19 protein-coding genes and 1 pseudogene are annotated in these 23057 nt (G+C 71.5%); 2 read left to right on the top strand and 18 right to left on the bottom strand.

The genetic code is table 11. The features are described 5' to 3' along the window. Nucleotides 1-29: 29 nt before the first annotated feature. The 16 genes and pseudogenes from ACIBF5_RS31820 to ACIBF5_RS31745 all read right to left on the bottom strand — a co-directional run bounded on the left by ACIBF5_RS31820 (nt 30) and on the right by ACIBF5_RS31745 (nt 19416). Nucleotides 30-959: a ParA family protein gene (locus ACIBF5_RS31820; protein WP_396816594.1), complete on the bottom strand. Its 930-nt coding sequence runs from the start codon at nt 957-959 to the stop codon at nt 30-32. 189 nt (nt 960-1148) lie between these two features. After that, entirely contained in the window at nt 1149-2174 is a 1026-nt protein-coding gene (locus tag ACIBF5_RS31815; RefSeq protein WP_396816593.1) for a site-specific tyrosine recombinase XerD, read from the bottom strand. Between the two features lie 97 nt (nt 2175-2271). Further along, on the bottom strand, nt 2272-3387 hold the full coding sequence (gene ald / locus ACIBF5_RS31810) for an alanine dehydrogenase (RefSeq protein ID WP_396816592.1): 1116 nt from the start codon (nt 3385-3387) through the stop codon (nt 2272-2274). 282 nt (nt 3388-3669) lie between these two features. After that, on the bottom strand, nt 3670-4281 hold the full coding sequence (locus ACIBF5_RS31805; RefSeq protein ID WP_396816591.1) for an NUDIX domain-containing protein: 612 nt from the start codon (nt 4279-4281) through the stop codon (nt 3670-3672). 104 nt (nt 4282-4385) lie between these two features. Next, a pseudogene (locus ACIBF5_RS31800) lies at nt 4386-6104 on the bottom strand (CTP synthase); the annotation flags it as partial. 119 nt (nt 6105-6223) lie between these two features. Next, complete coding sequence (locus ACIBF5_RS31795; protein WP_396816590.1) at nt 6224-8551, bottom strand: hypothetical protein; 2328 nt, start codon at nt 8549-8551, stop codon at nt 6224-6226. After that, nucleotides 8551-9723, bottom strand: coding sequence for a glycosyltransferase family 4 protein (locus tag ACIBF5_RS31790; protein ID WP_396816589.1), 1173 nt, complete (start codon nt 9721-9723; stop codon nt 8551-8553). Before ACIBF5_RS31790 ends, ACIBF5_RS31795 begins: the two co-directional genes overlap by 1 nt. Before the next feature lie 109 nt (nt 9724-9832). Beyond that, nucleotides 9833-11521: a murein biosynthesis integral membrane protein MurJ gene (murJ, locus tag ACIBF5_RS31785; protein WP_396816588.1), complete on the bottom strand. Its 1689-nt coding sequence runs from the start codon at nt 11519-11521 to the stop codon at nt 9833-9835. Nucleotide 11522: 1 nt separating this feature from the next. Then, nucleotides 11523-12392 carry a hypothetical protein gene (locus tag ACIBF5_RS31780; RefSeq protein ID WP_396816587.1) on the bottom strand — a complete coding sequence of 290 codons (870 nt, stop codon included), beginning with the start codon at nt 12390-12392 and terminating at the stop codon, nt 11523-11525. Next, nucleotides 12389-13321 (bottom strand): copper transporter, encoded by a 933-nt coding sequence (locus ACIBF5_RS31775; RefSeq protein ID WP_396816586.1) that lies wholly within the window; start codon nt 13319-13321, stop codon nt 12389-12391. The genes ACIBF5_RS31780 and ACIBF5_RS31775 overlap by 4 nt, the downstream gene beginning before the upstream one ends. 27 nt (nt 13322-13348) lie before the next feature. After that, nucleotides 13349-14527 carry a putative cytokinetic ring protein SteA gene (gene steA / locus ACIBF5_RS31770; protein ID WP_396816585.1) on the bottom strand — a complete coding sequence of 393 codons (1179 nt, stop codon included), beginning with the start codon at nt 14525-14527 and terminating at the stop codon, nt 13349-13351. 129 nt (nt 14528-14656) lie between these two features. Then, complete coding sequence (gene recN / locus ACIBF5_RS31765; RefSeq protein ID WP_396816584.1) at nt 14657-16414, bottom strand: DNA repair protein RecN; 1758 nt, start codon at nt 16412-16414, stop codon at nt 14657-14659. Between the two features lie 339 nt (nt 16415-16753). Beyond that, complete coding sequence (locus ACIBF5_RS31760; RefSeq protein ID WP_396816583.1) at nt 16754-17638, bottom strand: NAD kinase; 885 nt, start codon at nt 17636-17638, stop codon at nt 16754-16756. Further along, nucleotides 17635-18474 (bottom strand): TlyA family RNA methyltransferase, encoded by an 840-nt coding sequence (locus tag ACIBF5_RS31755; protein ID WP_396816582.1) that lies wholly within the window; start codon nt 18472-18474, stop codon nt 17635-17637. Before ACIBF5_RS31755 ends, ACIBF5_RS31760 begins: the two co-directional genes overlap by 4 nt. A gap of 34 nt (nt 18475-18508) precedes the next feature. After that, entirely contained in the window at nt 18509-18772 is a 264-nt protein-coding gene (locus ACIBF5_RS31750; protein ID WP_396816581.1) for a hypothetical protein, read from the bottom strand. Further along, nucleotides 18769-19416, bottom strand: a complete 648-nt coding sequence (locus ACIBF5_RS31745) for a phasin family protein (protein WP_396816580.1) — start codon at nt 19414-19416, stop codon at nt 18769-18771. Before ACIBF5_RS31745 ends, ACIBF5_RS31750 begins: the two co-directional genes overlap by 4 nt. Nucleotides 19417-19529: 113 nt before the next feature. Here ACIBF5_RS31745 and ACIBF5_RS31740 point away from each other — a divergent pair, with 113 nt between their 5' ends. After that, entirely contained in the window at nt 19530-19868 is a 339-nt protein-coding gene (locus ACIBF5_RS31740; protein ID WP_396816579.1) for an alkyl sulfatase C-terminal domain-containing protein, read from the top strand. 186 nt (nt 19869-20054) lie between these two features. Here ACIBF5_RS31740 and ACIBF5_RS31735 read toward each other — a convergent pair whose 3' ends face one another. Together ACIBF5_RS31735 and ACIBF5_RS31730 are read right to left on the bottom strand one after the other, a co-directional pair. Beyond that, entirely contained in the window at nt 20055-21110 is a 1056-nt protein-coding gene (locus ACIBF5_RS31735; RefSeq protein ID WP_396816578.1) for an HAD-IIA family hydrolase, read from the bottom strand. Beyond that, a complete protein-coding gene (locus ACIBF5_RS31730) occupies nt 21107-22000 on the bottom strand; it encodes a Replicase polyprotein 1ab (RefSeq protein WP_396816577.1) in 894 nt (297 codons plus the stop codon). The genes ACIBF5_RS31735 and ACIBF5_RS31730 overlap by 4 nt, the downstream gene beginning before the upstream one ends. On the opposite strand from ACIBF5_RS31730, the gene ACIBF5_RS31725 reads away from it, so the two are divergent. Beyond that, nucleotides 21956-23057 (top strand): hypothetical protein (locus ACIBF5_RS31725; RefSeq protein WP_396816576.1); only part of this gene is annotated, 1102 nt, incomplete at its 3' end. The two genes, ACIBF5_RS31730 and ACIBF5_RS31725, sit on opposite strands and share 45 nt — an antisense overlap.

The following is a 23057-nucleotide window of genomic DNA, read 5'->3' as shown; positions in this document are numbered from 1 at the left end:
AGTCTACGGGCTGGATGGGCAACGGCCGGCTACCGCTCGGCCTGTTGCGCGATCACCTCGCGGGCCAGTTGCCGGTAGTTGCGCGCCCCCGACGAGGCCGGGTCGAGCGTGGTGATCGGCGCACCGGCGACGGTCGACTCGGGGAACTTCACGGTCTTGGTGATGACGGTCTGGTAGACCTTGTCGCCGAACGCCTCCACCACCCGTTGCAGCACCTGCCGGCAGTGCGTGGTGCGGCTGTCGTACATGGTGGCGAGGATGCCTTCCAACTCCAGGTCGAAGTTGAGCCGCTCGCGCACCTTGTCGATGGTGTCGAGGAGCAGGGCCACCCCACGCAGGCTGAAGAACTCGCATTCCAGCGGGATCAGCACGCCGTGCGCGACGGTCAGCGCGTTGATCGCGAGCAGGCCGAGTGACGGCTGGCAGTCGATCAGGATGAAGTCGTATTCCTTGCGGATCGTACGCAGCACCCGGGCCAGTGCCATCTCCCGGGCGACCTCGTTGACCAGCTGGATCTCGGCGGCGGAGAGGTCGATGTTCGCGGGGAGCAGGTGCAGCCCGGCCACGTCCGTCTTGATCAGGACGTCCTCGGCGGTGACGTCGTCCTGCATCAACAGGTTGTAGACGGAGAGGTCAAGGTTGTGCGGGTTGACTCCGAGCCCGACGGAGAGAGCGCCCTGCGGGTCGAAGTCGACCAGCAACACCTTGCGGCCGTACTCGGCGAGCGCGGCACCCAGGTTGATGGTCGTGGTGGTCTTGCCCACGCCGCCCTTCTGGTTCGCCAGCGCCAGGATCCGGGCGGGACCGTGCCGATCGGTCGGCATCGGCTCCGGAATGGGCTTACGCATGGTGTACGCGGCAGGGTCCGCCGGGCCGAGTTCCGCGCCGAGGTCGAACCCGGACTGCTGTTCGCGGAGTGCGGAGGTCCACGCCTCAGCACGGTCACCGTTGCCAGCCATGTCCTTGTTCCGCCCCCTTCCGACGACTGCTCGGCGTCGAAGCCGATCGGCGTCCCGCGCAGCGCCGCTGCGAACCTCGATTGCACCCCAGGAGGCCCGCGCCGATGCCGACTGTACGCCACGTCCCGTCACCCCTGCGGGCACCGTGCCGGCGTGTCGACGTGGCAGAACCGACGGCAGATCCGCCGGTCAGCCTCGGGCTCGCGGGTGAGCGGTAGCGTACACCTCCCGCAACCGGTCCACTGTCACCAACGTGTACACCTGGGTGGTGGTCACCGAGGCGTGGCCGAGTAGTTCCTGCACCACCCGTACGTCGGCGCCGCCGTCGAGTAGATGGGTGGCGTACGAGTGGCGCAGGGTGTGCGGCGAGACGGCCCGTGGCCCGTCGACCGGCAGCCCGGCCCGTTGCGCCGCCCGGCGCAGGATCGTCCACGCACTCTGTCGGGAGAGTGGACCGCCCCGGGCGTTGAGGAAGACCGCTGGCGTACCCCGGCCGTTCGCCACCAGCAGCGGTCTCGCCCGGACGAGATAGCCGCGCAGCGCCTCGGTGGCGTACCCGCCGATCGGCACGGTCCGGGTCCGTCCGCCCTTGCCGTGCAGCACGGCGGTGCCCTCGTAGGGTCGGGAACCGGGCGGCTCGGCACCGGATACCTCGGCACCCGACACCTCGGCACCGGACGCCCCGGGACCGGCGGCGCCGAGGCGGTCGAGGCCCAGGTCGAGGTCGTCGACGGCCGCGCCGACCGCCTCGGAGATCCGGGCGCCGGTGCCGTAGAGGAATTCCAGCAGGGCCCGGTCCCGCAGGGTCAGCGGGCCGTCGGCGCCGCCGGGCTGGTCCGGGGTCGCGGTTTCCAGCAGCCGCACCACCTCGGTCACGTCCAGTGCCCGGGGTAGTCGGCGGGTCGGCACGGCCGGGCGGACGTCACGGCTGGCGTCGACACCGACCAGCCCTTCCCGCAGGGCGAACCGGTGCAGACCACGGACCGCGCTGGCGGCGCGGGCGGCCGAGGCCGCGGCGAGCGGCGGATGCCGGTCGTCCCCCTCGCGCAGCCGGGCGACGTAGCCGGTGATGTCGGCTGGTGCGACGGCGGCGAGGTCGGTGACCCCGCCGCCGGCCAGTTCGGCCAGGTAGCGGTCCAGGTCCCGACGGTACGAGGAGAGCGTGTTCGTCGACAGGCCGCGCTCGACCGTGAGGTGGTCGAGATAACCGCGCACCGCACGGCGCAGGGCCGGAGACGGTTGTTCCCCGTCTCCGGCCTCCCGCTGCTCTCCGGTCAGGCCCCGGCCCTCTTCCCGACGGTGGTTGGTCGGATCAGGCCAGCACGTCGGCGAGGGCGGCGCTGCTCATGCCGTGGGCCTCGGCGACCGGTCCGTAGGTGACCTGGCCGTCGTGGGTGTTCAGACCCAGCGCCAGCGCCGGGTCGCGGCGCAGCGCCTCGCGCCAGCCGTGGTTGGCCAGTTCCAGAGCGTACGGCAGGGTGACGTTGGTCAGGGCGTACGTGCTGGTGTGCGGGACCGCGCCGGGCATGTTCGCCACGCAGTAGAAGAGCGAGTTGTGCACCGGGTAGACCGGGTTGTCGTGGGTGGTCGGCCGCGAGTCCTCGAAGCAGCCTCCCTGGTCGATCGAGATGTCCACCAGCACGCTGCCGGGCTTCATCCGGGAGACCAGTTCGTTGGAGATCAGCGTCGGGGCCTTCGCGCCCGGGACCAGCACCGCGCCGATCACCAGGTCGGCGTCGAGGACGGCGCGCTCGATCTCGTACGCGTTGGATGCCACCGTCTGCAGGTGACCCCGGTAGATCGCGTCGGCCTGGCGCAGCCGGTTCACGTTGCGGTCCAGCAGCAGCACCTCGGCCTGCAGGCCGAGCGCGATGGCGGCGGCGTTCATGCCGGAGACGCCGGCACCGATCACGACGGTCTTCGCGGCGTAGACGCCGGAGACGCCGCCCATCAGCACCCCGCGCCCGCCGCCGGAGCGCATCAGGTGGTAGGCGCCCACCTGCGGGGCGAGCCGGCCGGCGACCTCGGACATCGGGGCGAGCAGCGGCAGCGACCGGTCGGCGGTCTCCACCGTCTCGTACGCGATGCCGGTCACCCGCCGGTCGAGCAGGGCGTCGGTGCAGGTCTTCGAGGCGGCCAGGTGCAGGTACGTGAAGAGCACCTGACCGGGACGCATCCGGTGGTACTCCTCGGCGATCGGCTCCTTGACCTTGAGGACCAGTTCGGCGGTGCCCCAGACCTCGTCCGCGCTGGCCAGGATCGTCGCACCGGCCGAGGCGAACTCCTCGTCGGTGATGGACGAGCCGGTTCCGGCTCCGGCCTCGACGAAGACCTCGTGGCCGCCGCGAATGAACTCGTGCACACCCGCCGGGGTGATAGCCACGCGATACTCGTGGTTCTTGACCTCGCGGGGGATTCCGACCTTCACGATGAGACACCTTCCTTCCGGGGTCGAACACCCCGGCCGCTCGGCACGCGCCAGCTTCGTTGCCGGCGCGGTCCATCAGTACCGCCGGCGGCAGTCTAGAACCGTCGGACGGGTCGAGCAGCCGCCATTGTGACAGGCAGTGACGGCTGAGCCTGACGATGTGTCAGCCGTGGCGGTCCCGAGTCTTGGCGTACCCATGGCGGCGGGTACGGCAACGGGCCGGCTCCGGCCGTCGTACGCGACGACGACCGGAGCCGGCCCGTGGGTGCCGAAAACAGACGTTCAGCCCGGCAGCGGGGCATCTGCCGGTCGCAGTGGCGCCCAGCCCATGTCGCGGGCACGGGCTGCGGCCAGCACACCCCCGACGCAGGCGGCGTTGGTGATCTCACCGGCGAGGACCATCGCCACCGCCTGGTCGAGGTCGACCCGGACCACCTGGAGTTCGGCCTCCTCGTCCCGCCGCTCGTGACGTTGCGCCACCGGAACCTCGGCGAGCTGCCGGGCCAGGAAGACCCGGATCAGCTCGGTCGAGGCGCCCGGTGAGGTGTGCAGGTCGACCAGGAGGTCGACCTGACCGGCGGTGAGGTCGGCCTCCTCCGCCAGTTCCCGCAGGGCAGCGGCGGGCAGCGCCTCCCCCACCACGTCGATCAGGCCCGCGGGCAGCTCCCAGAGCATCCGGCCGATCGGGTGGCGGTACTGACGGATCAGGACCACCCGGCCGTCGTCGTCGAGCGCCACGACCCCGACCGCGCCCACGTGCCGTACGTAGTCGCGGGGCGCGACCCGGCCGCCCGGCATCACCACCTCGTCGGTGACGACGGAGAAGACCCGGCCGTCGTACCGCTCGGTCTGGGACTTCACCTCGTACCGGTGTTCGCCGGGCGCGGCGGTCACGAGGCCGACCTCGCCCGGCTCGACCGGCTGCTGCCGTTCTGACCGGCGCCACGCCGCGCCGCCGCGACCCCGTCCCCGGGCTCGGGCTCGGGCTCGGGCGTGCCGGTGCCGGCCGTCTCGGTCGGGGCGGCGGTGGCGACCGTAGCGGCCAGTTCGACCGGAAGCTCGTCGGAGTGCGAGTACGTGACGACCGCACCGACGAACGCCGCGAAGAGCGGATGCGGGCGGGTCGGACGGCTCTTCAGCTCCGGGTGCGCCTGGGTCGCCACGAAGAACGGGTGCAGTTCCCGGTCGAGTTCGACGAACTCGACCAACCGGCCGTCCGGCGAGGTGCCGGAGATCCGCAGACCGGCCTTGGTGAGGGCGTCCCGGTACGCGTTGTTCACCTCGTACCGGTGCCGGTGCCGTTCGCTGATCTCGGTGTCGCCGTACGCCTGGGCGACGATCGAACCCTCGGTGAGCCGGGCGGGGTAGGAACCCAGCCGCATGGTCCCGCCGAGGTCGCCCTTGCCGGCGACGATCTCCTCCTGGTCGGCCATGGTTGCGATGACCGGGTGGCCGGCCTGCTCGTCGAACTCCAGCGAGTTGGCGCCCTCGAGCCCGCCCAGGTGACGGGCCACCTCGATGGTCATGCACTGCAGGCCGAGGCAGAGGCCGAGGATCGGGATGCCGTTCTCCCGGGCGTACCGCGAAGCGCCGATCTTGCCTTCGATGCCGCGTACGCCGAAGCCACCGGGGATGACGATGCCGTCGACCCCGGCGAGGGCGGCAGCCGCCCCGGACGGGCTGACGCACTCGTCGCTCGGCACCCAGCGCAGCTCCACCCGGGCGCGGTGACCGAACCCGGCCGCCCGGATCGCCTCGCTCACCGACAGGTACGCGTCCGGCAGGTCGACGTACTTGCCGACCAGCGCCACCCGGACCGTGTGCTGTGGGTGGTGCACCCGCTCCAGCAGGTCGTCCCAGCCGTGCCAGGCCACGTCCCGGAAGGAGAGCCCGAGCCGACGTACGACGTACGCGTCGAGACCCTCGTTGTGCAGGACCTTCGGGATGTCGTAGATGCTCGGCGCGTCCGGGGCGGCGATGACCGCCTCCCGGTCGACATCGCAGTAGAGCGAGAGCTTGTGCTTGAGCGTGTCCGGGATCTCCCGGTCGGAGCGGCAGACGATCGCGTCCGGCTGGATACCGATGTTGCGCAGCGCCGCCACCGAGTGCTGGGTCGGCTTGGTCTTCAGCTCCCCGGAGGGGGCGAGGTACGGCACCAGCGACACGTGCAGGTAGAAACAGTTGTCCCGGCCGATGTCGTGGCGTACCTGACGGATCGCCTCAAGGAACGGCAGCGACTCGATGTCGCCGACCGTGCCACCCACCTCGGTGATCACCACGTCCGGCGTACGGCCGTCCTCGTCCGCGTCGGCCATCGACCGGATCCGGGCCTTGATCTCGTTGGTGATGTGCGGGATCACCTGGACGGTGTCGCCGAGGTACTCCCCACGCCGCTCCTTGGCGATCACCGCGGAGTAGATCTGGCCGGTGGTGACGTTCGCCTTGCCGGAGAGCGCCCGGTCGAGGAACCGCTCGTAGTGGCCGACGTCGAGGTCGGTCTCGGCGCCGTCCTCGGTGACGAAGACCTCACCGTGCTGGAACGGGTTCATCGTGCCGGGGTCGACGTTGAGGTACGGGTCGAGCTTCTGCATCACGACCCGTAGACCGCGAGCCGTGAGCAGATTTCCGAGGCTCGAGGCGGTCAGGCCCTTGCCGAGCGAGGAGGCGACGCCCCCGGTGACGAAAATGTGCTTGGTCGTCCGTGCTGATGGGGCCAACGCCTGCTCCCGTGGTCGTCCGTTGCGGTCGTGCAGACCGTCGTGTTGATCAGAAAAATGATCACGCGATCCACGGGATTCCACGGTAACACCCCTACGACCACCCCCGCCGGTCGCACCTACTGCCGGCTCGGTTCGGCTGACGACGGCGCGATCTTCCCCGGCCCCCGCGCGGTATCCGAACGTTCCGCCGTGTCCGAATTTTCCGCCGATTCCGGATGTTCCGCCGCACCTGGATCAGCCCTGGATTCCGGACGTTCGTCCTCGTCCAGACCCCGCGCCGGCTGCTCCAGCACGTCCGAACGCCCCACCGGGCCAGACTCCCCCGCCGGCCCGCCGTCGACCGGCACCGGCTGGGTACGGTCCGCGGCGTGGTCGAGCACCCGCAGTGCGGCCAGGGCCGCCAGCGGCACGGTCAACGCCGCCGCCGCACCCGCAACGTTCAGCGCCGACCCGCCGAGGACACCGCCGATCAACGTGGCGATGGTGATACCGGCCATCCCCGCCCGGACCGCCGGGTAGATCCCGAACAGCCGCTTCAGGCCGCCCCAGGGGCGCAGCAGCGCGAACCACACCAGCACCCCGCCAACCACCGCGAGCACGGTCAACGGGCTGCTGACAAGGGTGTCCAGGTTCGCGGTGCCGGACCGGTGCATGGTCAGTCCGCTCGTACCATCCGCCACCGCGCCCAGGAAGCGCCCCAGGCTCCCCTGCTGTCCTGAGGGCGCGCGCATGTCGAGCACGGCGAAACCGATGGTCACCGCCAGGCCGGCGATGGTCGCCCAGGCAAGCCGGCCAAGCGTCAACCAGCCGCCGGTGCTCATCGCCGCGGCGACGCAGACCCCGGCGGTCATCGCCACCGCCCCGACCGAATCGGCGCCGAGGTACGGGCTGCCGGTGATCACCACACCGATGCCACCGACCAGCACCACCACCGCCGGCCGCCAGCTCCGCCGGACCTGCTGGGCCAGGCAGCCGGCGACCAGCAGCGTCCCGGCGACGAAAACGCCGAGCCCGACGGTGCCGAGACCGGCGTACCGGCCACCCTCAAGAGCCGAATAGCCGGCGACACCGTTGAGTTGCAGACGGGCACCGGTCACCACGTCCACCCCGACGACCAGCGCGGCCAGCCCGGCCACACTGCCCATCGGCCCCAGCGTCCGCTGGTAGATCCGGGCGAGCCGGATCCCGGCGGCACCGACACCCAGGACGAACACGGTGATCAACCCGAAGTAGATGCCCCCCCGATCCGCCCGCCACCACGGCACCACGTCGGCGACCAGGGCCGCCGGGATCGCCAACGCGGCAGCGATCAGCAGCACCTCGACCACGGCCACCACCCGGCGGGAAGCCGGGGCCGGGCCGGTCGGACCGGCGTGCCGGCGGGCCCGCCGCAACAGCGGCAGCACCGCGATCGCGAGGAGACACTGCAACCCGGCCAGCAACACGAAGAACCAGCTCGCCACGTGCCGCTGCGCGCCCGCCTCCCGGTCCGCGTCCGCCGGTTGCGCGATCGCCGTGGCCAGGTCGGCCGGGCGGCCGGGCACACTCGTCGCCGCCTGCCCGACGAAGAGCCGGTCCGGCATCGGCCGGCCGACCGCCGCAAGCGCGGTCGGTGCCAGGTCGACCAGCTGTACGTAGCCCTCGCGGCCGGTGCCGGAGGAGGTGAGCCAACCGCCGGACCAGCCGGGGCCGTCAGCGACCGCGACGTGCAGCCGGGAGGTCTCGTCGGTGTCGGAGATACCCGCGACCACGACCAGCGAACGCGCGGGCCGGGCCGCCAACACCCGGGCCAGGGCGCTGTCGGCGCGGCGCGCGGCGGCGGCGCGTACGGCGGGGTCGTCGCCGGTGACGGCACCGAGGTCGACAATGCTGAGTACGCAGGAGGCGAGCAGTTCACTCGGGTTCGCCGGCAGCGTCGGCGCGTACCGGTCGACCCGGCCGAACGGGCGGGCCGCCGCGATCGCGGCACCGGGGCCGATCGCGGCGGTGCAGCGCACCGACTCGGCGAGTGCCCCGGGGATCGCACCCCAGGGTTGCCGTTCCTTGTTGTACCGGACAGTGGTCTGCTGCGCGGGCAGGTTCGCGCCGATGCCGTCCGGCTGCTCGACGGTCACCTCCGGCGGCGAACAGTCGGCGCTGACCGGGTCGCCGTCCCAGGCGGCATAGTTGCCGGCGCCGAGGGTGAGCCAGCCGTCCACCGGACACGTCGGCGTCCGACCCGAGCGCACCGAAAGCGAGCCGATCGAACCCCGTTCGGCGAGCTGCCACAGATTCGGGGTGCTCTGCGGGTCGACGTCCTCCCAGCGCAGACCGGCGACCCCGGCCAGCACCACGTAGTCGGCGGTACGCTGCGGGGCACCGACCGCCGGTCGGACCACCAGTGCCGCGACGGCCGACACCACGACCGCCGCGGTCAGGAACACGGGCACCAGTCGACGCAGCATCAGCCGCGCCCGTGGTCGTGGATGTGCGGGGTGCCCGCTGGACGAACCGCTCCCGGCGCCAGCTCCGCGTAGAGCCCGACCAGTTGGGCGACGGTCTCCGCCTCGGTCGGCCAGGTTCCCGCCCTGGCGAGACCCCGCCGGCCCAACTCGGCCCGGCGTACGTCGTCGGCGAGCAGGTCGCGCACCGCCCGGTCGAGCGCTGCGGGGTCGGCCGGCGGCACCAGTACCGCCGCGTCCCCCACCAGCTCGGGAATGCCGCCGACAGCGGTCGCCACCAGCGGCACACCGCTGTGCAGCGCCTCCTGGGTGAAGAGCTGACGTGCCTCCCAGTCACTGGTCACCAGGGCCAGATCGGCGCCGGCGAGCAGGTCCGCGACGTCGGTCCGGTGCCCGAGCAGGGTGATCGGGGCCCGGACCGCCGAGATGTCGGCGGCCAGCGGCAGGTAGGACGGGCCGCTGCCGGCGATCAGCACCACCGGCGGTGGCTCCATGTCCCGCCAGCCCGCCGCCGCCTCGACGAGTACGTCGTACCGCTTCTGTGGGTGCAGACGGCCGACCGAGAGCAGCAACGGCTGATCGGGCGCCACCCCGAACTCGGCCCGTACCGCGGCCCGGCTACGGCGCGCGGTCGGCAGGGCCGGTGCGGCAACAGGTGCCAGTCGTGCGTCCCTGGCGCCGATCGCGACAGCCCGCTCGACCAGGTCCGCGGAGGCACCGAGGGCGATCTGCGCCCGCCGCGCGATGATCCGCTCGGCCCAGCGGGACAACCGCCCCCGCAGCCCACCCGCGAGGACCGCGTTGTGCCAGGTGACCACGAGCGGTTGGCGCGGCCGGGCCAGCGCCGCGACAAGCCCGGCACGCAGCCCGTGGGCGTGGACCACATCCACCGGCCCGGCGAGCACCCGGCGCAGGGCGGCGACGGCCCGGCCGTCGGCCGGGGTCGGGCTGGCCGGAATCTCGACCGGGACGAACCGCGCGCCGGTGGCGGTGAAGGCGAACTGCTGATCGGTCGCGACCGGCCCGCAGACGGTCACCGAGGCGCCTCCGGCGACCAGTCCACGCGCCACCGAGGCAATGTGCTGACCGACGCCGCCGGTGCTGGAGGCGAGGAGCAGGACGACCGATCCGTCCCAACCATCCGCCACCTCGGAACGCTCACTCCTCGCGCTCACCAAGCTGACCCTTCGTTCGCGACTGCGGGGCTCGCAAGCTCACTCCTCGCGCTCACCCGAACCGGCCTTCCGTTCGCGACTGCGGGGCTCGCAAGCTCACTCCTCGCGCTCACCCGGACACCGTCTCCTTTTCGTCTCCTTGACCGGGGCGGGTCCCGTCGCGGCCGGCACCGGGTCGCAGCCGACGGGTCAGACGACTCAGACGCCGGGTCACCGAACCGACCAGCGGGCGTACGTCGTGCCGGTCCAGTGGGTAGGCCACGGCGAGGAACACCGCCGCTACCACGACTCCCGACAGCATGCCCTGCAGCAGAGCATCCACCTTCGTCGGGGTGGCGGGGAGCACTCCGGGCAACCAGTGGGCGACTGCGCTGCCGGCGAGCGCGGCGGCCGTACCGGCGGCGAGGCCGACCAGCCCGGACCGGGTGAGGCCGGCGAGCGCCGCCCGACCGGCCCGGCGGGTGACCACCCGGATGAGCAGGCCGCCGAGGGCGAGCATGCCGATCGAGTTGGCGAGGGTGACCGCGAGCAGCCGGTCGGCGTCCGGCAGGAGCCAGGCGAGCAGGGCCGCGACAACCGGCACGACCAGCCAGCCGGCGGCGGTGGTGGTCGCCGCCGACCGGGTCTCACCGCGGGCGTAGAGGGCCCGGGAGAGAACGGCGAACAGGCCGTAGCCGAGCAGCCCGGGTCCGAAGCCGGCGATCGCGGCGGCGGCCGGGCCCGGGGCGGTGGGGAAGAAGAACCGGGCCACCGGTACCGCGGTGGCGATCAGCGCCGCCGCGCCGAGGCAACTGAGGATCAGCAGACCACGGGTGGTCGGGGCGAGGGTACGCCGGAACGCCTCCTCGTCGCCGTCCGCGTACGTGGCGACGAGCGTCGGGTACGCCGCCACCGCCAACGGCACCGCCAGCACCGCCCAGGGCAGCAGGTACATGGTCTGGGCGAGGTTGAGCAGCACCGGGTTGTCGACGTCGGTGCTGGCCGCGAGGTGGAGCATCACCAGCAGCGCCACCTGCTGCCCGGTCAGGGTCACCGCGCCGGCCGCCGCGAGGCCACCGACCCGGCGGCGGTTCTCGGCGCTGAAGCCGTACCCGGGTCGGGGTCTCAGCCGCAGCCGACTCACCGGGACGAGCAGGCAGCCGGAGAGCACCAGCACCCCGAGCGTGGTGCCGACCGAGAGGATCAACTGACCGCCGGTGCTGGTGTGGGAGATCGGCTCGCCGCGCCCGTCGACCGTGCCGAAGAGCAGGTAGACACCGATCACGGTGAGGCTGGAGAGCAGCGGCGCGAGCACCGGCCAGGCGAACCGCCGGTGGGCCTGGAGCACTCCGGTGAGCACGATCCCGATCCCGTACAGCGGCAGTTGCGGGGCGAAGATCTGGAGCATCCGGGTCCCGGCGTCCTGCTGGGCCGGGGTCGGGTCGCCGATGATCAGCGACACGATCGGCCCGGCGAAGAGCGCCACCAGTGCCGCGAGCGGGACCAGCAGCGTGACCGTCCAGGTCAGCAGCGTCCCGGTGGTTTCGGCGACCGCGCGCCGGTCGCCGGCCGCGACCGCGCCGGCGAGCAGCGGTACGACCAGACTGGCCAACGCCCCACCGGCGACGATCTCGAAGACGATGTTCGGCACGGTGTTGGCGACGACGTAGACGCCACCGAGGTCGGTCTCGCCGACGACCCAGGTGAAGATGCCGGTACGTCCGAAGCCGGCGAGCCGGCTGGCGACGGTGAGTACGGCGATGAGCGCGGCTGCCCCGGCGACCCGGCCGGTGCCGGCGAGGGGTGCCGGTGCGGTCACGTCAGGAGGGTCGCCGGCCCAGGGCGTCCAGCTCGCGCAGCCCTCGGGTGTTCTGGATGACCTGGGTGAAGCTGACCTTCTCGCTGGCCGCGGTGAGGGCCACCAGGGCGGTCAGGATGCCGGCCCGCCCCACCGGCCCGGTACGGGCGGCGAGCGCCACCCCGAGCAGCGCACCGAGCGCGTTGGCCCCGCAGTCGCCGAGCATGATCTCCTCGTTCAGGTCTGCCGGGAGCAGCCCGGTGGCGGCCCCGACCGGTCCGGCGGCGAGTCCCCCGGCCGGGCCGGGCAGAAGTGGGGTGCCGAGCACCACGCCGGCCTTGAGCGCCCGCCCGGGGCGCAGGTCGAGCAGGTTGACCAGGTTCGCCGTACCAGCGATCACCCCGGCGCCGAGTAGTACGTCCGTCACCTGCCCGAACCGGCCGCGCCGCCGACGTCGGGATCGTACGGTCGGGTCGGCGGCGAGCAGGGCGGCGGCGGCCAGACCGGCGGCGCCGACTCCGGCGACCTTGACCAGTCCACTGGTCACCCGTCCCTGGCGCAGCGCACCGACGTGCCCGGCGAAACCCTTGGCCGCCTTCTGCTCCGGCCGGGCGCCGACCACGTCGTCGTAGAGGCCGACCGCGCCGGAGCCGATGCCGGCGACCAGCGCGGCGGCGGCGGCGGGGCCGCTGGGTGCGCCGATCGCGGCGGCGGCGGAGGCCGCGGAGGCGAGCGCCGGTCCCCCGGCGAGGGTGACCGTCCGGCCACGGAAGTTGGTCCGCTCCAGGGCCGGCGCCACCGGTAGCCGGTTGACCAGCCGCAGGGCGGCCTGGGCGGCCAACGCCGCCGGGCCGGCCACCCAACGGCGGCCGGCGCTCCGTTGCGCGCTCACTCGGGCTGCTTCGGCAGGAGCGTGGCGCCCGGACCCATCCCGTACGGGCCGGCCTTCTTGTCGACGATCTGTTCGATCAACGCGAGTGCGGTCACCACCTGTCCCTGCACCGTGTTGGCGTGGTCGACGGTGGAGATCGTCTTGCTCAGCGCGGGATCGTCCCGGACTGCCTGGACGATGTTGCCCGTGCTGCTGCCGCTGCCCGCGACGACGAGCGGTACGGCCTTGTCGAACTGTTCGGTCATGGTCACCACGGCCTGGTCCTTCTGGGCGGAGTCGCGGTCGACGTACGGCTGTCCGCTGACCACCACGACCGCCTCGGCGGGGCCGGTCACCTTGTCACTGACGGTGAGATAGCCGGCGTTGCTGTACGTGTCCAGCACCGACCGGCGGTCCTGCTCGGTGGCGGACGTCCCGTCCGCGCGGTCCAGCAGGGCACTGGCCAGGAAGGCGCTGGAGGTCTCGACGCCGTTGCTGTTGCCGGGTAGGCCGTTGGCCGAGACGCTGGGACGGGCGGCCTTTTCGGCGAGCCCGAGCAGATCCACGCTGTTGTCGGGTTTGACGAACTTGTCCTGGATCTCGATCCGGCCGGTGAGTGTGGCGCCGGTCTGCCGCAGCATCTCGATCACTCCGTCGACGTGCTTCTCCCCGCTCGGCAGGGCCAGGACCAGCACCCGACGGCCGGCGAGCTTGCCGCCGAGCAGGAGCGGTGCCGACTCCCGGGCGAAGTCCTCTTCCCGGGTGACCTCTTCCTGCAGGCTGCCGACGGTCTCCCGGAGCTGGTCGTTGTCCTTGCGCAGCTCGTTGACGCTCGCGCTGAGCGAATCGGCCACCGGGCCGTTGAGGGCCGCTGTCCCGACCACCAGCCCGATCGCCAGGGCGAGGAAGACCGCGGTGATGGAGACCACGTGGTACCGAAAATTGATCACGCTTACAGCCCCTTGATCGTGGACGGCCTAGAACAGCTGCCCGAGCTGGAAGACCAGATTGTCCCACCACTCGGAGGCCACCCCGAGATAGGCCTTGCCCACGGTGGATACCGCCACCGCGGAGGCCATCGCGGCCACCGCAGAGAGAACCAGCAGCAGCAGCGACGATCCGGAGATGTTCTGCCGGTAGAGCCGGCTGACTCCCTTCGCGTCGACCATCTTGCCGCCCACCTTGAGCCGGGTGAGGAAGGTCGAGGCCATGCCGCCACGACCCTTGTCGAGGAACTCGACCAGGGTGGCGTGGGTGCCCACCGCGACGATCAGCGAGGCGCCCTTGCCGTCGGCGAGCAGCATGGCGAGGTCTTCGCTGGTCGCCGCGGCGGGGAAGGTGATGGCGGTGACGCCGAGCTGCTCCACCCGGGCCAGCCCCGGTGCCCGCCCGTCCGGGTAGGCGTGGACGATCACCTCGGCGCCGCAGCGGAGCACGTCGTCGGTGACCGAGTCCATGTCGCCGATGATGATGTCCGGTGTGTAGCCCGCCTCGACGAGGGCGTCCGCGCCACCGTCGACGCCGATGAGTACCGGCTTGAACTCCCGGATGTACGGGCGCAGCACGTCGAGGTCGGCCTTGTAGTCGTAGCCGCGTACCACGATCAGGCAGTGCCGTCCCCGCATCGAGGTTTCGATGTCCGGTAGGCCGACCCCGTCGAGCAGCAGGTCCCGTTCCTGCTTCAGGTAGTCCATGGTGTTGGCGGCGAATGCCTCCAACTGCACGGAGAGCCCTTCCCGGGCGTCGGCCATCGCCTTGGCCACGGTCTCCGGATCCTGCCGCCCGCCGTGCGCGACAGGTTCGTCGCCGACGTAGACGGTGTTGCCGTCGATCCGGACGGTGTCACCTTCGCGCAGCAGTTGGAAGACATCCTCACCGAGGTCGTCCACGAGCGGGATACCGGCCTTGACCAGCACCTCGGGTCCGAGGTTGGGGTAACGACCGGAAACCGACGGCTTGGCGTTGAGGACAGCGGCGACGCCGACCGCGACCAGTGAGTCGGCGGCGACCCGGTCGAGGTCGACGTGGTCGATCACCGCGATTTCACCGGGGCGCAGGCGACCCACCAGACGTTTGGTCCGGCGGTCGAGGCGGGCGGTGCCCACGACGATGCCCGGTTCCGCAGTCCGGGTCCGGCGCAAGATGGGTAGACGCATCGGGACCATCCTGGCATGCGCGAGCACGACTTTCCGTCACGACATGCCTGAGCAGGGCGGCAAGCAGGCCGTTACCTTAGCGAACCAGACTCATTGCCTGTTCCATGTGCCAGATGTCACATTCCCCCACTACGGACGGCGGTCCCTGGCCGCGACGGCCAGCAACTCCTCCGCGTGTGCGATACCCAGGTCCGAGTCCGGCAAACCTGCCAGCATCCGGGCCAGTTCCCGAGCCCGGTCGGTGTCCTCGACCACCCGCACCCCACTGGTGGTCACCGCACCACCGGTGTCCTTGGCCACCACCAGGTGTCGGTCCGCGAACGCCGCGACCTGCGGCAGGTGGGTTACCACCAGTACCTGGTGGCTGCGGGCCAGCCGGGCCAGTCGGCGCCCGATCTCGACCGCGGCCTGCCCGCCGACACCCGCGTCGACCTCGTCGAAGACCAGCGTCGGTGGCCCGCCCGAGCCGGCGAAGACCACCTCGATGGCGAGCATCACCCGGGAGAGTTCCCCGCCGGACGCCCCGCGCTGCAACGGCAACGACGGCGCTCCGGGGTGGGCCAGCAACCGGAGTTCGACCTCGTCGGCGCCGTCCGGGCCGACTCCGACCTCGGTGCCGTTGACCGTCAGGGTGGGCTCCGCCCGCCCTGCTGGCCGAGGCAGGACCGCCACCTCGATCCGGGCGTGCGGCATGGCGAGCCCGGCGAGTTCGACGCTGACCTGATCGGCGAAGCGGACCGCCGCCTCACGTCGTGCCGTCGAGAGTCGGGCGGCGAGTTCGGCCACCTCACCGGCGAGCCGCTGCCGTTCCCGGTCCAACTCCTCAAGCAGGTCGTCGGAGGTGTCCAGCTCGGACAACCGGGTCCGGGCCCGCTCCGCCCAGGCGATCACTCCGTCGACGTCGTCGGCGTACTTGCGGGTCAATCCCCGCAGTGCCGCGCGCCGCTCGTAGATCGTCTCCAGCCGCGCCGGATCGGCGTCGAGGCTGGCGAGGTAGCCGGAGAGTTCGGCGGAGACGTCACCGACGAGGGTCGCGACCTCCGCCAGCCGGCCGGCGAGGTCGCCGAGGGTACGGTCGACCCCCGCCTGCGCCTCCAGCGTGCGACGGGCGGTGCCGAGCAGCGCGGTCACGTCCGGGGTGTCGTCAGCCGGCTCCGTCCCACCGGCGACGCACTGGTGGGCCACCTGCGCGGCCGTACGCAGCCCTTCGGCGTGCTCCAGCCGAGACGCCTCTTCCTTGAGTTCGTCGTCCTCGCCGGCCTGCGGGTCCACCCGGGTGATCTCGTCCAGTCCGAGTCGGAGTAGATCCGCCTCCTGGTTGCGCTCACGGGCGTTACGCCGCCGGTCGGCGAGGTCGTCGGCGATCCGCCGCCACTCGGTGTACGTCTCGCGCAGGTTTTCCAGCAGCTTCTCGTGCTCGGGTCCACCGAATCGGTCGAGCGAGGCCCGCTGTTCGGCCGGGCGCAGCAGACGCAACTGGTCAGACTGCCCGTGCACCGCCACGACCTGCTCACCGACCTCGGAGAGCATCGAGACAGGCATGCTCCGACCGCCGATGTGCGCCCGGGACCGGCCCTCGACCGTGACCGTGCGGCTGAGCAGCACCGCCCCGTCGTCGTCCGGCTCACCCCCCGCGTCGACGATCCTGGTGTGCACGGCGGTCGCGGTCGGCTCACTCAGCCGCAACCGCCCCTCCACCATGGCGCGCCCGGGGTCGGCACGCACCCGTCCCGCGTCGGCCCGGCCACCGAAGAGCAGCCCGAGACCGGTGACCACCATCGTCTTGCCCGCGCCGGTCTCGCCCGTGATGACATTCATGCCGCTGGTCAGCGGCAGTGTGGTGTCCTCGATGACGCCCAGCCCGGTGATGCGAAGCTCTTCCAGCACAGCACCCGACAGTAGTGGCGGGGGCCGACACTTGACCACCCGACGGGCGGCCCGAACCCGGACGGTCCCACCGGGAACGTCTCCCGAAGGAGCCGGGAACCGCCCGGGACCGACGGGCGGGGACCCAGGTGAGCCGTTTCGTCGGCACCGCGTCACCACCGGACGTCATTGCGTCATGAATCGACGGGCCGTGACATCCGACTCCACTGACCGTTTGTCCGAAAGATGGCAAGAGCCTGTTTCAGCGAACCGGCTGCGTGCACACGCCATTCGGGTCCACTGCGCGTCACACCACACACGCACAGCTCCAGGGGCACGTCGCCCCGGGAGGCGCGTCACCTAACTACGGCCGCCGCGCCAACCCTGCACCGGTAGCCCGAACTTGGCCACCAGCCGGTCGGTGAACGGCCGGGGCCGAAGCCGGACGATCCGCACCGGCAGGGCTCCGCGCTGCACCGTGACCCGTGCCCCCGGCGGGAGGTCGTAGACCCGCCGGCCGTCGCAGCAGAGCACGGCCAGGGTGGTGAACGGGTCCACAGTAATCACGAAGGTGGAGGTGGGCGCGGTCACCAGAGGCCGACTGAACAACGCGTGCGCACTGATCGGCACCAGCAGCAACGCCTCGACCTCCGGCCAGACCACCGGCCCCCCGGCCGAGAAGGCGTACGCGGTCGAACCGGTCGGGGTGGCGCAGACCACGCCGTCACAGCCGTACCGGGACAGTGGCCGGCCGTCGACGTCGACGAGCAGTTCGAGCATCTGGGCTCGCTCGCCCTTTTCCACGCTCGCCTCGTTCAGCGCCCAGGACTCGATAGTCGGCCCGCCCTCGAACTCGGCCCGCACGTCGAGCGTCAGCCGCTCGTCCACTGTGTAGTCACGACTGACCACGTCCCGCACCGCGAGGTCCAGATCGTGAATCTCCGCCTCCGCAAGGAATCCGACCTTGCCGAGGTTGATCCCGAGCAGCGGCGCCTTCGCCGGTCGGGCCAGGTCTGCGGCGCGCAGGAAGGTCCCGTCACCGCCCAACGCGAACACGATCTCGGCGCCCTCGGCCGCGGCCGTACCGCTGACCGGCACCACTCCGGGAAGGTCAAGGTCGTCCGCCTCCTCGGCGATCACCCGTACCTCGAAACCCGCCGCGATGAGGTCCGCAGCGACCGTACGGGCATGCTCGGTGCTGCGCCGCCGGCCGGTATGCGTGACGAGCAGTGCCGTCCGACTCATCCGACCTCCTCCTCCGTCGCCTGCCGATCGCCGGGCAGACCGGCCATCACCACCGAACGCACCCGCTGCTCGTCGGCCGGAGGCGCACCCTGTCGTAGCCAGACGAAGAACTCCACATTGCCACTCGGGCCGGGCAGTGGGCTGACCGCCACGCCAGCGAGCCCCAGACCGAGGTCCGCAGCCGAGGCAGCCACATGGAACACCGCCTCGGCACGCAGTTCCGGATCCCGGACCACCCCACCCGGGCCGACCCGGGTCCGGCCGACCTCGAACTGCGGCTTGACCATCAACGCCAGGTCACCATCGGGACGGGTGCAGCCGGCGAGAGCGGGCAGCACCAGCCGCAGCGAGATGAACGACAGGTCCGCCACGGTGAGATCGACCTGGCCGTCGATCAACTCCGGGGTGAGCGTCCGTACGTTGGTCCGCTCGAACAGCCGTACCCGCTCGTCGCTCCGCAACGACCAGGCGATCTGGCCGTAGCCGACGTCGACCGCGACCACCTCCGCCGCGCCAGCGCGCAACAGCACGTCGGTGAAGCCGCCGGTGGAGGCACCCGCGTCCAGACAGCGGCGGCCGGTCACGGTCAGCCCGTCCGGACCGAACGCGGCCAACGCGCCCGCCAGCTTGTGGCCGCCACGGGAGACGTACTCCTGGGTCGGGTCGTCACCGAGCACCCGGACCGCGTCCGCCGGGTCGACCATGGCCGCCGGCTTGCGGGCGGCCATGCCCCGTACCTGGACCCGTCCCGCTTCCACCAGCGCGGCGGCCTGCTCGCGTGATCGGGCCAGACCGCGGCGGACGAGTTCGGCATCAAGCCGGGTGCGACGTGCCATGCGAGGGCTCTCCGGTGGGGGAAAAGGGGGGTCTTCAGGCCTGGTCGATGGTGGCCAGGGTCTCCTGCAGAGTATGGTGCGCGGCTTCGTACTGGGCGATCTGGTCCGCCGGAGGAAGGTCGGCGGCGTTCGCGATGGCGTGCAGCGCCGCGTCCACCGCCGGGTGGCCGGAACCGTCGGGACTCTCGGAACCGGTCGGGCCAGGCAGGTCGACCGGGCGCGGGACCGGGGGTGGTGCGGGCCGATAGGCCCCGGGTACGCCGGGACGTGGTGGCCCGGGGGTGGGAGCGGTGCTCACTGCTCACCCGTACCGGTGGCCGGCGGCAGCTTCTCTGAGGCGACCTTCTTCGCTGGCCGGGGCAGTCGCTTGGCGGCGATCTTCTTCGCGGTCGCGGGCGGAGCCTGCTCCGCGGCCGCCTTCTTCGCCAACGAGGCGGCGGTCTTCTTGGCCACGGTCTTCTTGGCCACGGCCTCCTTCGCAACCCCGTGCCGAGCTACCTCCGGTGAGGCCACAGCGGGTGCGGCGACAGCCTTCTTCGCCACAGCCTTTTTCGCCACGGCCTTCTTCGCCGCCGTCTCGGGGGCGGCGGCGTCTGGCTCGACCCCACCCGGTTGTGGTCCGCTCGGACCGGCTGTCGCGGTACGAGCGCTACGCAACTCCCGCTCCAGCTCGGCGACCCGCTCGTGCAGGCTCGCGACCTCTTCCTGGGTAGCGAGCCCGACCACGCCGAGCGCGCGGTCAACCTCGAACCGGACAAGCTTGGTCATCGCCTCCCGGTTGGCGAGCCCGGTGGACCTCAGCTCCTCGGCCAGAGCCTGCAACTGGGCGGCGGTGGCGCCGCCCTGACCGACCAGCTTCCTGGCGACCGACTGGGCTCGCTTCCTCGACGACTCGGTCACGCCCATGGCCAGTTCCAGGTAGGCCCGCCACGCGTCCTGCATCCCGAATCCTTTCGCTGTCGGACTATCAGCTGTCACGCTACCGGGCGCCGGTCACCCCCTGGTGCGGTACGGTGCCGGGGAACGGGCGTGGCGTGCGACAAGGAGGGCGAGCATTGGCCAGCGTTGACGAGTGCCGAGAGGCGTTGCATAACCTGGCGGCGCGAATGGATGCGAATGCGGCCCAGGTCCGGGATCACGTCAACCTCGAACGGACGTTGGCGTGCCGGATCAGCGACCTGGATTGTGCCTTCCACGGGCGGATCAGTGACGGGCGTCTGGTCGACCTCGCCGACGGCGACGACCCGAACGCGAAAATCGCCCTCACCACGACCAGTGACGATCTCGTCTCCCTGGTCGCGGGTCAGCTCGATGTTCCGAAGGCGCTCGCCGCCCGCCGGATCTCCGTCGACGCCAATCCCTTTGACCTGCTCAAACTGCGCAAACTGCTGTAGCGAAGGCCATAGCCTCCTCAACCGCTACCGGGAGCCCGTCCGTGCTGCTGACATCCGCCGGGCGGGGCGGCATTCGGCGCGAGCGATCTGACAAGACACGGTTGCCCGGATCCACCATCAGGATCCGGGCAAACCAGCAGTCCCCGCATTGTCGGCAACAATCGGTTCGAGCCGCCCGCTTGACGCTCAGTCGCTGAGGCCAAGCTCGCGCAGTGCCGTGCCGGCAGCCTCGGACCCGGGGCGTACCCGGGGAACCGGGTGTCCCGACCAGGCAGCGGCGCAGAGCAGCCGCAGCGCGTGCAGAGATCGTCCCGCTCCGGTGAGTTCCGCCGTCTGGCCGCTCAGTGAGAGCCGCCAACCGTCGGCCTCGACGACCAACGTGCCGGCCTGATCCCCCGCCGGTGTCGAACCCACGCCGAGGCGCACCACCGAGTCGGCGTCGAAGAGCCCCCGGAGGTCGTGCGCCACGTACGTGGGTCGTGTCGAGGGAGGAGCGGCCAGAAGGTCCGCCGCCGAGCTGACCCCGGTGAGCACGAGCAGGCTGTCCATGCCGGCCCGAGCCGCCCCCTCGATGTCGGTGTCCAACCGGTCACCGACTGCCAACGGCCGTTCCGCTCCGGCCTGCCGGGCGGCCGTCCCGAACAGGGCCGGCTCCGGCTTCCCGACCACCAGGTCAGGGTCCCGGTTGAGCGCGGTACGCAACGCCGCCACCAGCGAACCGTTGCCCGGCAGCGGGCCTCGTGGACTCGGCAAGGTGCGGTCGGTGTTGGTGGCGACCCACAGCGCTCCCGCCCTGATCGCCACCGACGCCTCGGCCAGATCGGACCACCCGACCTGCGGCCCGTAACCCTGCACCACCGCGTCCGGCGACTGGTCGGCCCGCTCCACCGGCACCAGGCCGACGGCGCGGACCTCGGCACGCAACGCCTCCGCACCAACCACAAGCACAGGCGCGCCGACCGGAAGACGCTCGGCCAGCGCAGCCGCGGCTGCCACGGAGGAGGTCAGCACCTCGTCGGGACGGGCGTTGACGCCCATCCCGACGAGCAAGTCGGCCACCTCGGCAGGACGACGAGAGGCGTTGTTGGTCGCGTACGCGAGCGACTTCTGCTCCGCGTGCAACCGGGTCACCGCCTCGACCGCTCCCGCAATCGGACGATCAATCAGGTAGATCACGCCATCCAGGTCGAAAATGACCAGGTCGTACGCGTCGACCAGCGATCCTGCCGGGGTGCCGCTCATGATCCGGACGACCCGGCGCGCTCTGCCGATCCGTCGACGTCGTCGCGCGACTCCGAAACCGGTTGGGCTCCCGCTTCCGTCCCGCTACCTACGCGGTCGTCATCTTCGTCATCGTCATCGTCGTCTTCGTCGTCTTCGTCGTCGTCTTCGTCGTCTTCGTCTTCTTCGTCGTCGTCGTCGTCGTCGTCGTCGTCGTCGTCGTCGACATCAACGTCGGTGTCGTCGTCCTGGTCGTCGTCCTCATCGACGTCGGTGTCGTCCACCTCGTCGTCGTCATCGCCCTCGAGGACCACGCCATCAAGCTCAAGCAGCCGCTCCGCCGCGTCGGTCTCCGCGTCCTCATCGGCGTCTGCCGCGCGAGCGAACCACTCCCGCGCCTCCTCCCGCCGACCCACGGCGAGCAGCGCGTCCGCGTAGGCGTAACGCAGTCGGGCCGCCCACGGCTCATCAACCGCACCGGTAAGTTCCCGGACCTGCAGCATGGCCACCGCCGCGTCACCCTGTCCCAGGTCGCCCCGGGCACCAGCGGCGACAATCAACAGCTCGATTGCCTGGGCCGGGTCCATCGCCTCACGGTCGGCGCCCCGGAAAAGGTCGATCGCCCGCTCCGGTCGCCCCAACGCCCGCTCGCAGTCGGCGAGCACGGGAAGGTGTGTCTGCTTGCCACTCATCCGGTGGTACGTACGCAGCTCCGCGATGGCCATCTGCCACTCGCCGGCGTGGTACGCCGCAAGCCCCACTGCCTCGCGTACTGCCGCGATCCTCGAGGCGAGCCGCCGCGCGGCAAGCGCGTGCGTAAGCGCCAGCTCAGGTGCTTCGTCGATCAGCTGGCCGGTCGCGACCAAGTGTCGGGCCACCGTCTCGGCGACCGGCTTCGCCAGCGACAGCAACTCCGCCCGTACGGCGCCGTCAAGGTCCGTCGCGACGATGTCGTCGGGGAGTTCGGGCGCGTCCGAGCGGGCAGACTGCTCGCCGTCGCGCGAGGGTCCGCGGTCGAACCGGTTCGGTCCAGCCTCGGTACGGTTCCGATCGCCACCATCGCGACCCCGGTAACCGCCGTCACGGTCCGATCCGCGTCGGTCGTCGCCACGTGGCCGATCATCCCGAGCCGAGCGATATCCATCCTGTTCTCGCCGGAAGCCGCCACCTCGCGAGTCGCGGTCGCCGCCGGAGCCGCCGTCACGCGGGCCCGAGCGGAATCCGCCCTCGCGCGGACCGCTACGGAAACCACCCTCACGGGAGCCACCACGGGAATCCCGGTCGCCGCCGAAGCCACCCTCACGGGGGCCGGAACGGAAGCCACCCTCACGCGAACCACCGTCACGCGGACCGGAACGGAAACCACCCTCACGGGAGCCACCGGCATCGCGGGGGCCGGAACGGAAGCCGCCACCACCACGGGAATCCCGGTCACCGCCGAAACCACCCTCACGCGGGCCGGAACGGAAACCACCCTCACGCGAACCACCGTCACGCGGACCGGAACGGAAACCGCCCTCGCGCGGACCGCTACGGAAACCACCCTCACGGGAGCCACCACGGGAATCCCGGTCACCGCCGAAACCACCCTCACGCGGGCCGGAACGGAAACCACCCTCACGCGAACCGCCGTCGCGGGGCCCGGAGCGGAAACCGCCCTCGCGCGGACCGCTACGGAAACCACCCTCACGGGAGCCACCACGGGAGTCCCGGTCGCCGCCGAAGCCACCCTCACGGGGGCCGGAACGGAAACCACCCTCACGCGAACCACCGTCACGCGGACCGGAACGGAAACCACCGCCACGGGAATCGCGGTCACCGCCGAAGCCACCCTCACGCGGGCCCGAGCGGAAACCACCCTCACGCGGGCCTCCGCTACGGAAACCACCCTCACGGGAGCCACCACGGGAATCCCGGTCACCGCCGAAACCACCCTCACGCGGGCCGGAACGGAAACCACCCTCACGC

It is taken from the genome of Micromonospora sp. NPDC050417 (assembly GCF_044458865.1).
Lineage (GTDB): Bacteria > Actinomycetota > Actinomycetes > Mycobacteriales > Micromonosporaceae > Micromonospora_G.
This window is presented reverse-complemented; position numbering and strand designations above follow the sequence as displayed.

Bases quoted from the DNA above. Each gene is read 5' to 3' on its own strand.
- steA (WP_396816585.1), bottom strand. From the start codon at position 14,527: ATGCGTCTACCCATCTTGCGCCGGACCCGGACTGCGGAACCGGGCATC.
- ACIBF5_RS31735 (WP_396816578.1), bottom strand. From the start codon at position 21,110: ATGAGCGGCACCCCGGCAGGATCGCTGGTCGACGCGTACGACCTGGTC.
- ACIBF5_RS31820 (WP_396816594.1), bottom strand. From the start codon at position 959: ATGGCTGGCAACGGTGACCGTGCTGAGGCGTGGACCTCCGCACTCCGC.
- ACIBF5_RS31795 (WP_396816590.1), bottom strand. From the start codon at position 8,551: ATGCTGCGTCGACTGGTGCCCGTGTTCCTGACCGCGGCGGTCGTGGTG.
- ACIBF5_RS31745 (WP_396816580.1), bottom strand. From the start codon at position 19,416: ATGCAGGACGCGTGGCGGGCCTACCTGGAACTGGCCATGGGCGTGACC.
- ACIBF5_RS31760 (WP_396816583.1), bottom strand. From the start codon at position 17,638: ATGAGTCGGACGGCACTGCTCGTCACGCATACCGGCCGGCGGCGCAGC.
- ACIBF5_RS31755 (WP_396816582.1), bottom strand. From the start codon at position 18,474: ATGGCACGTCGCACCCGGCTTGATGCCGAACTCGTCCGCCGCGGTCTG.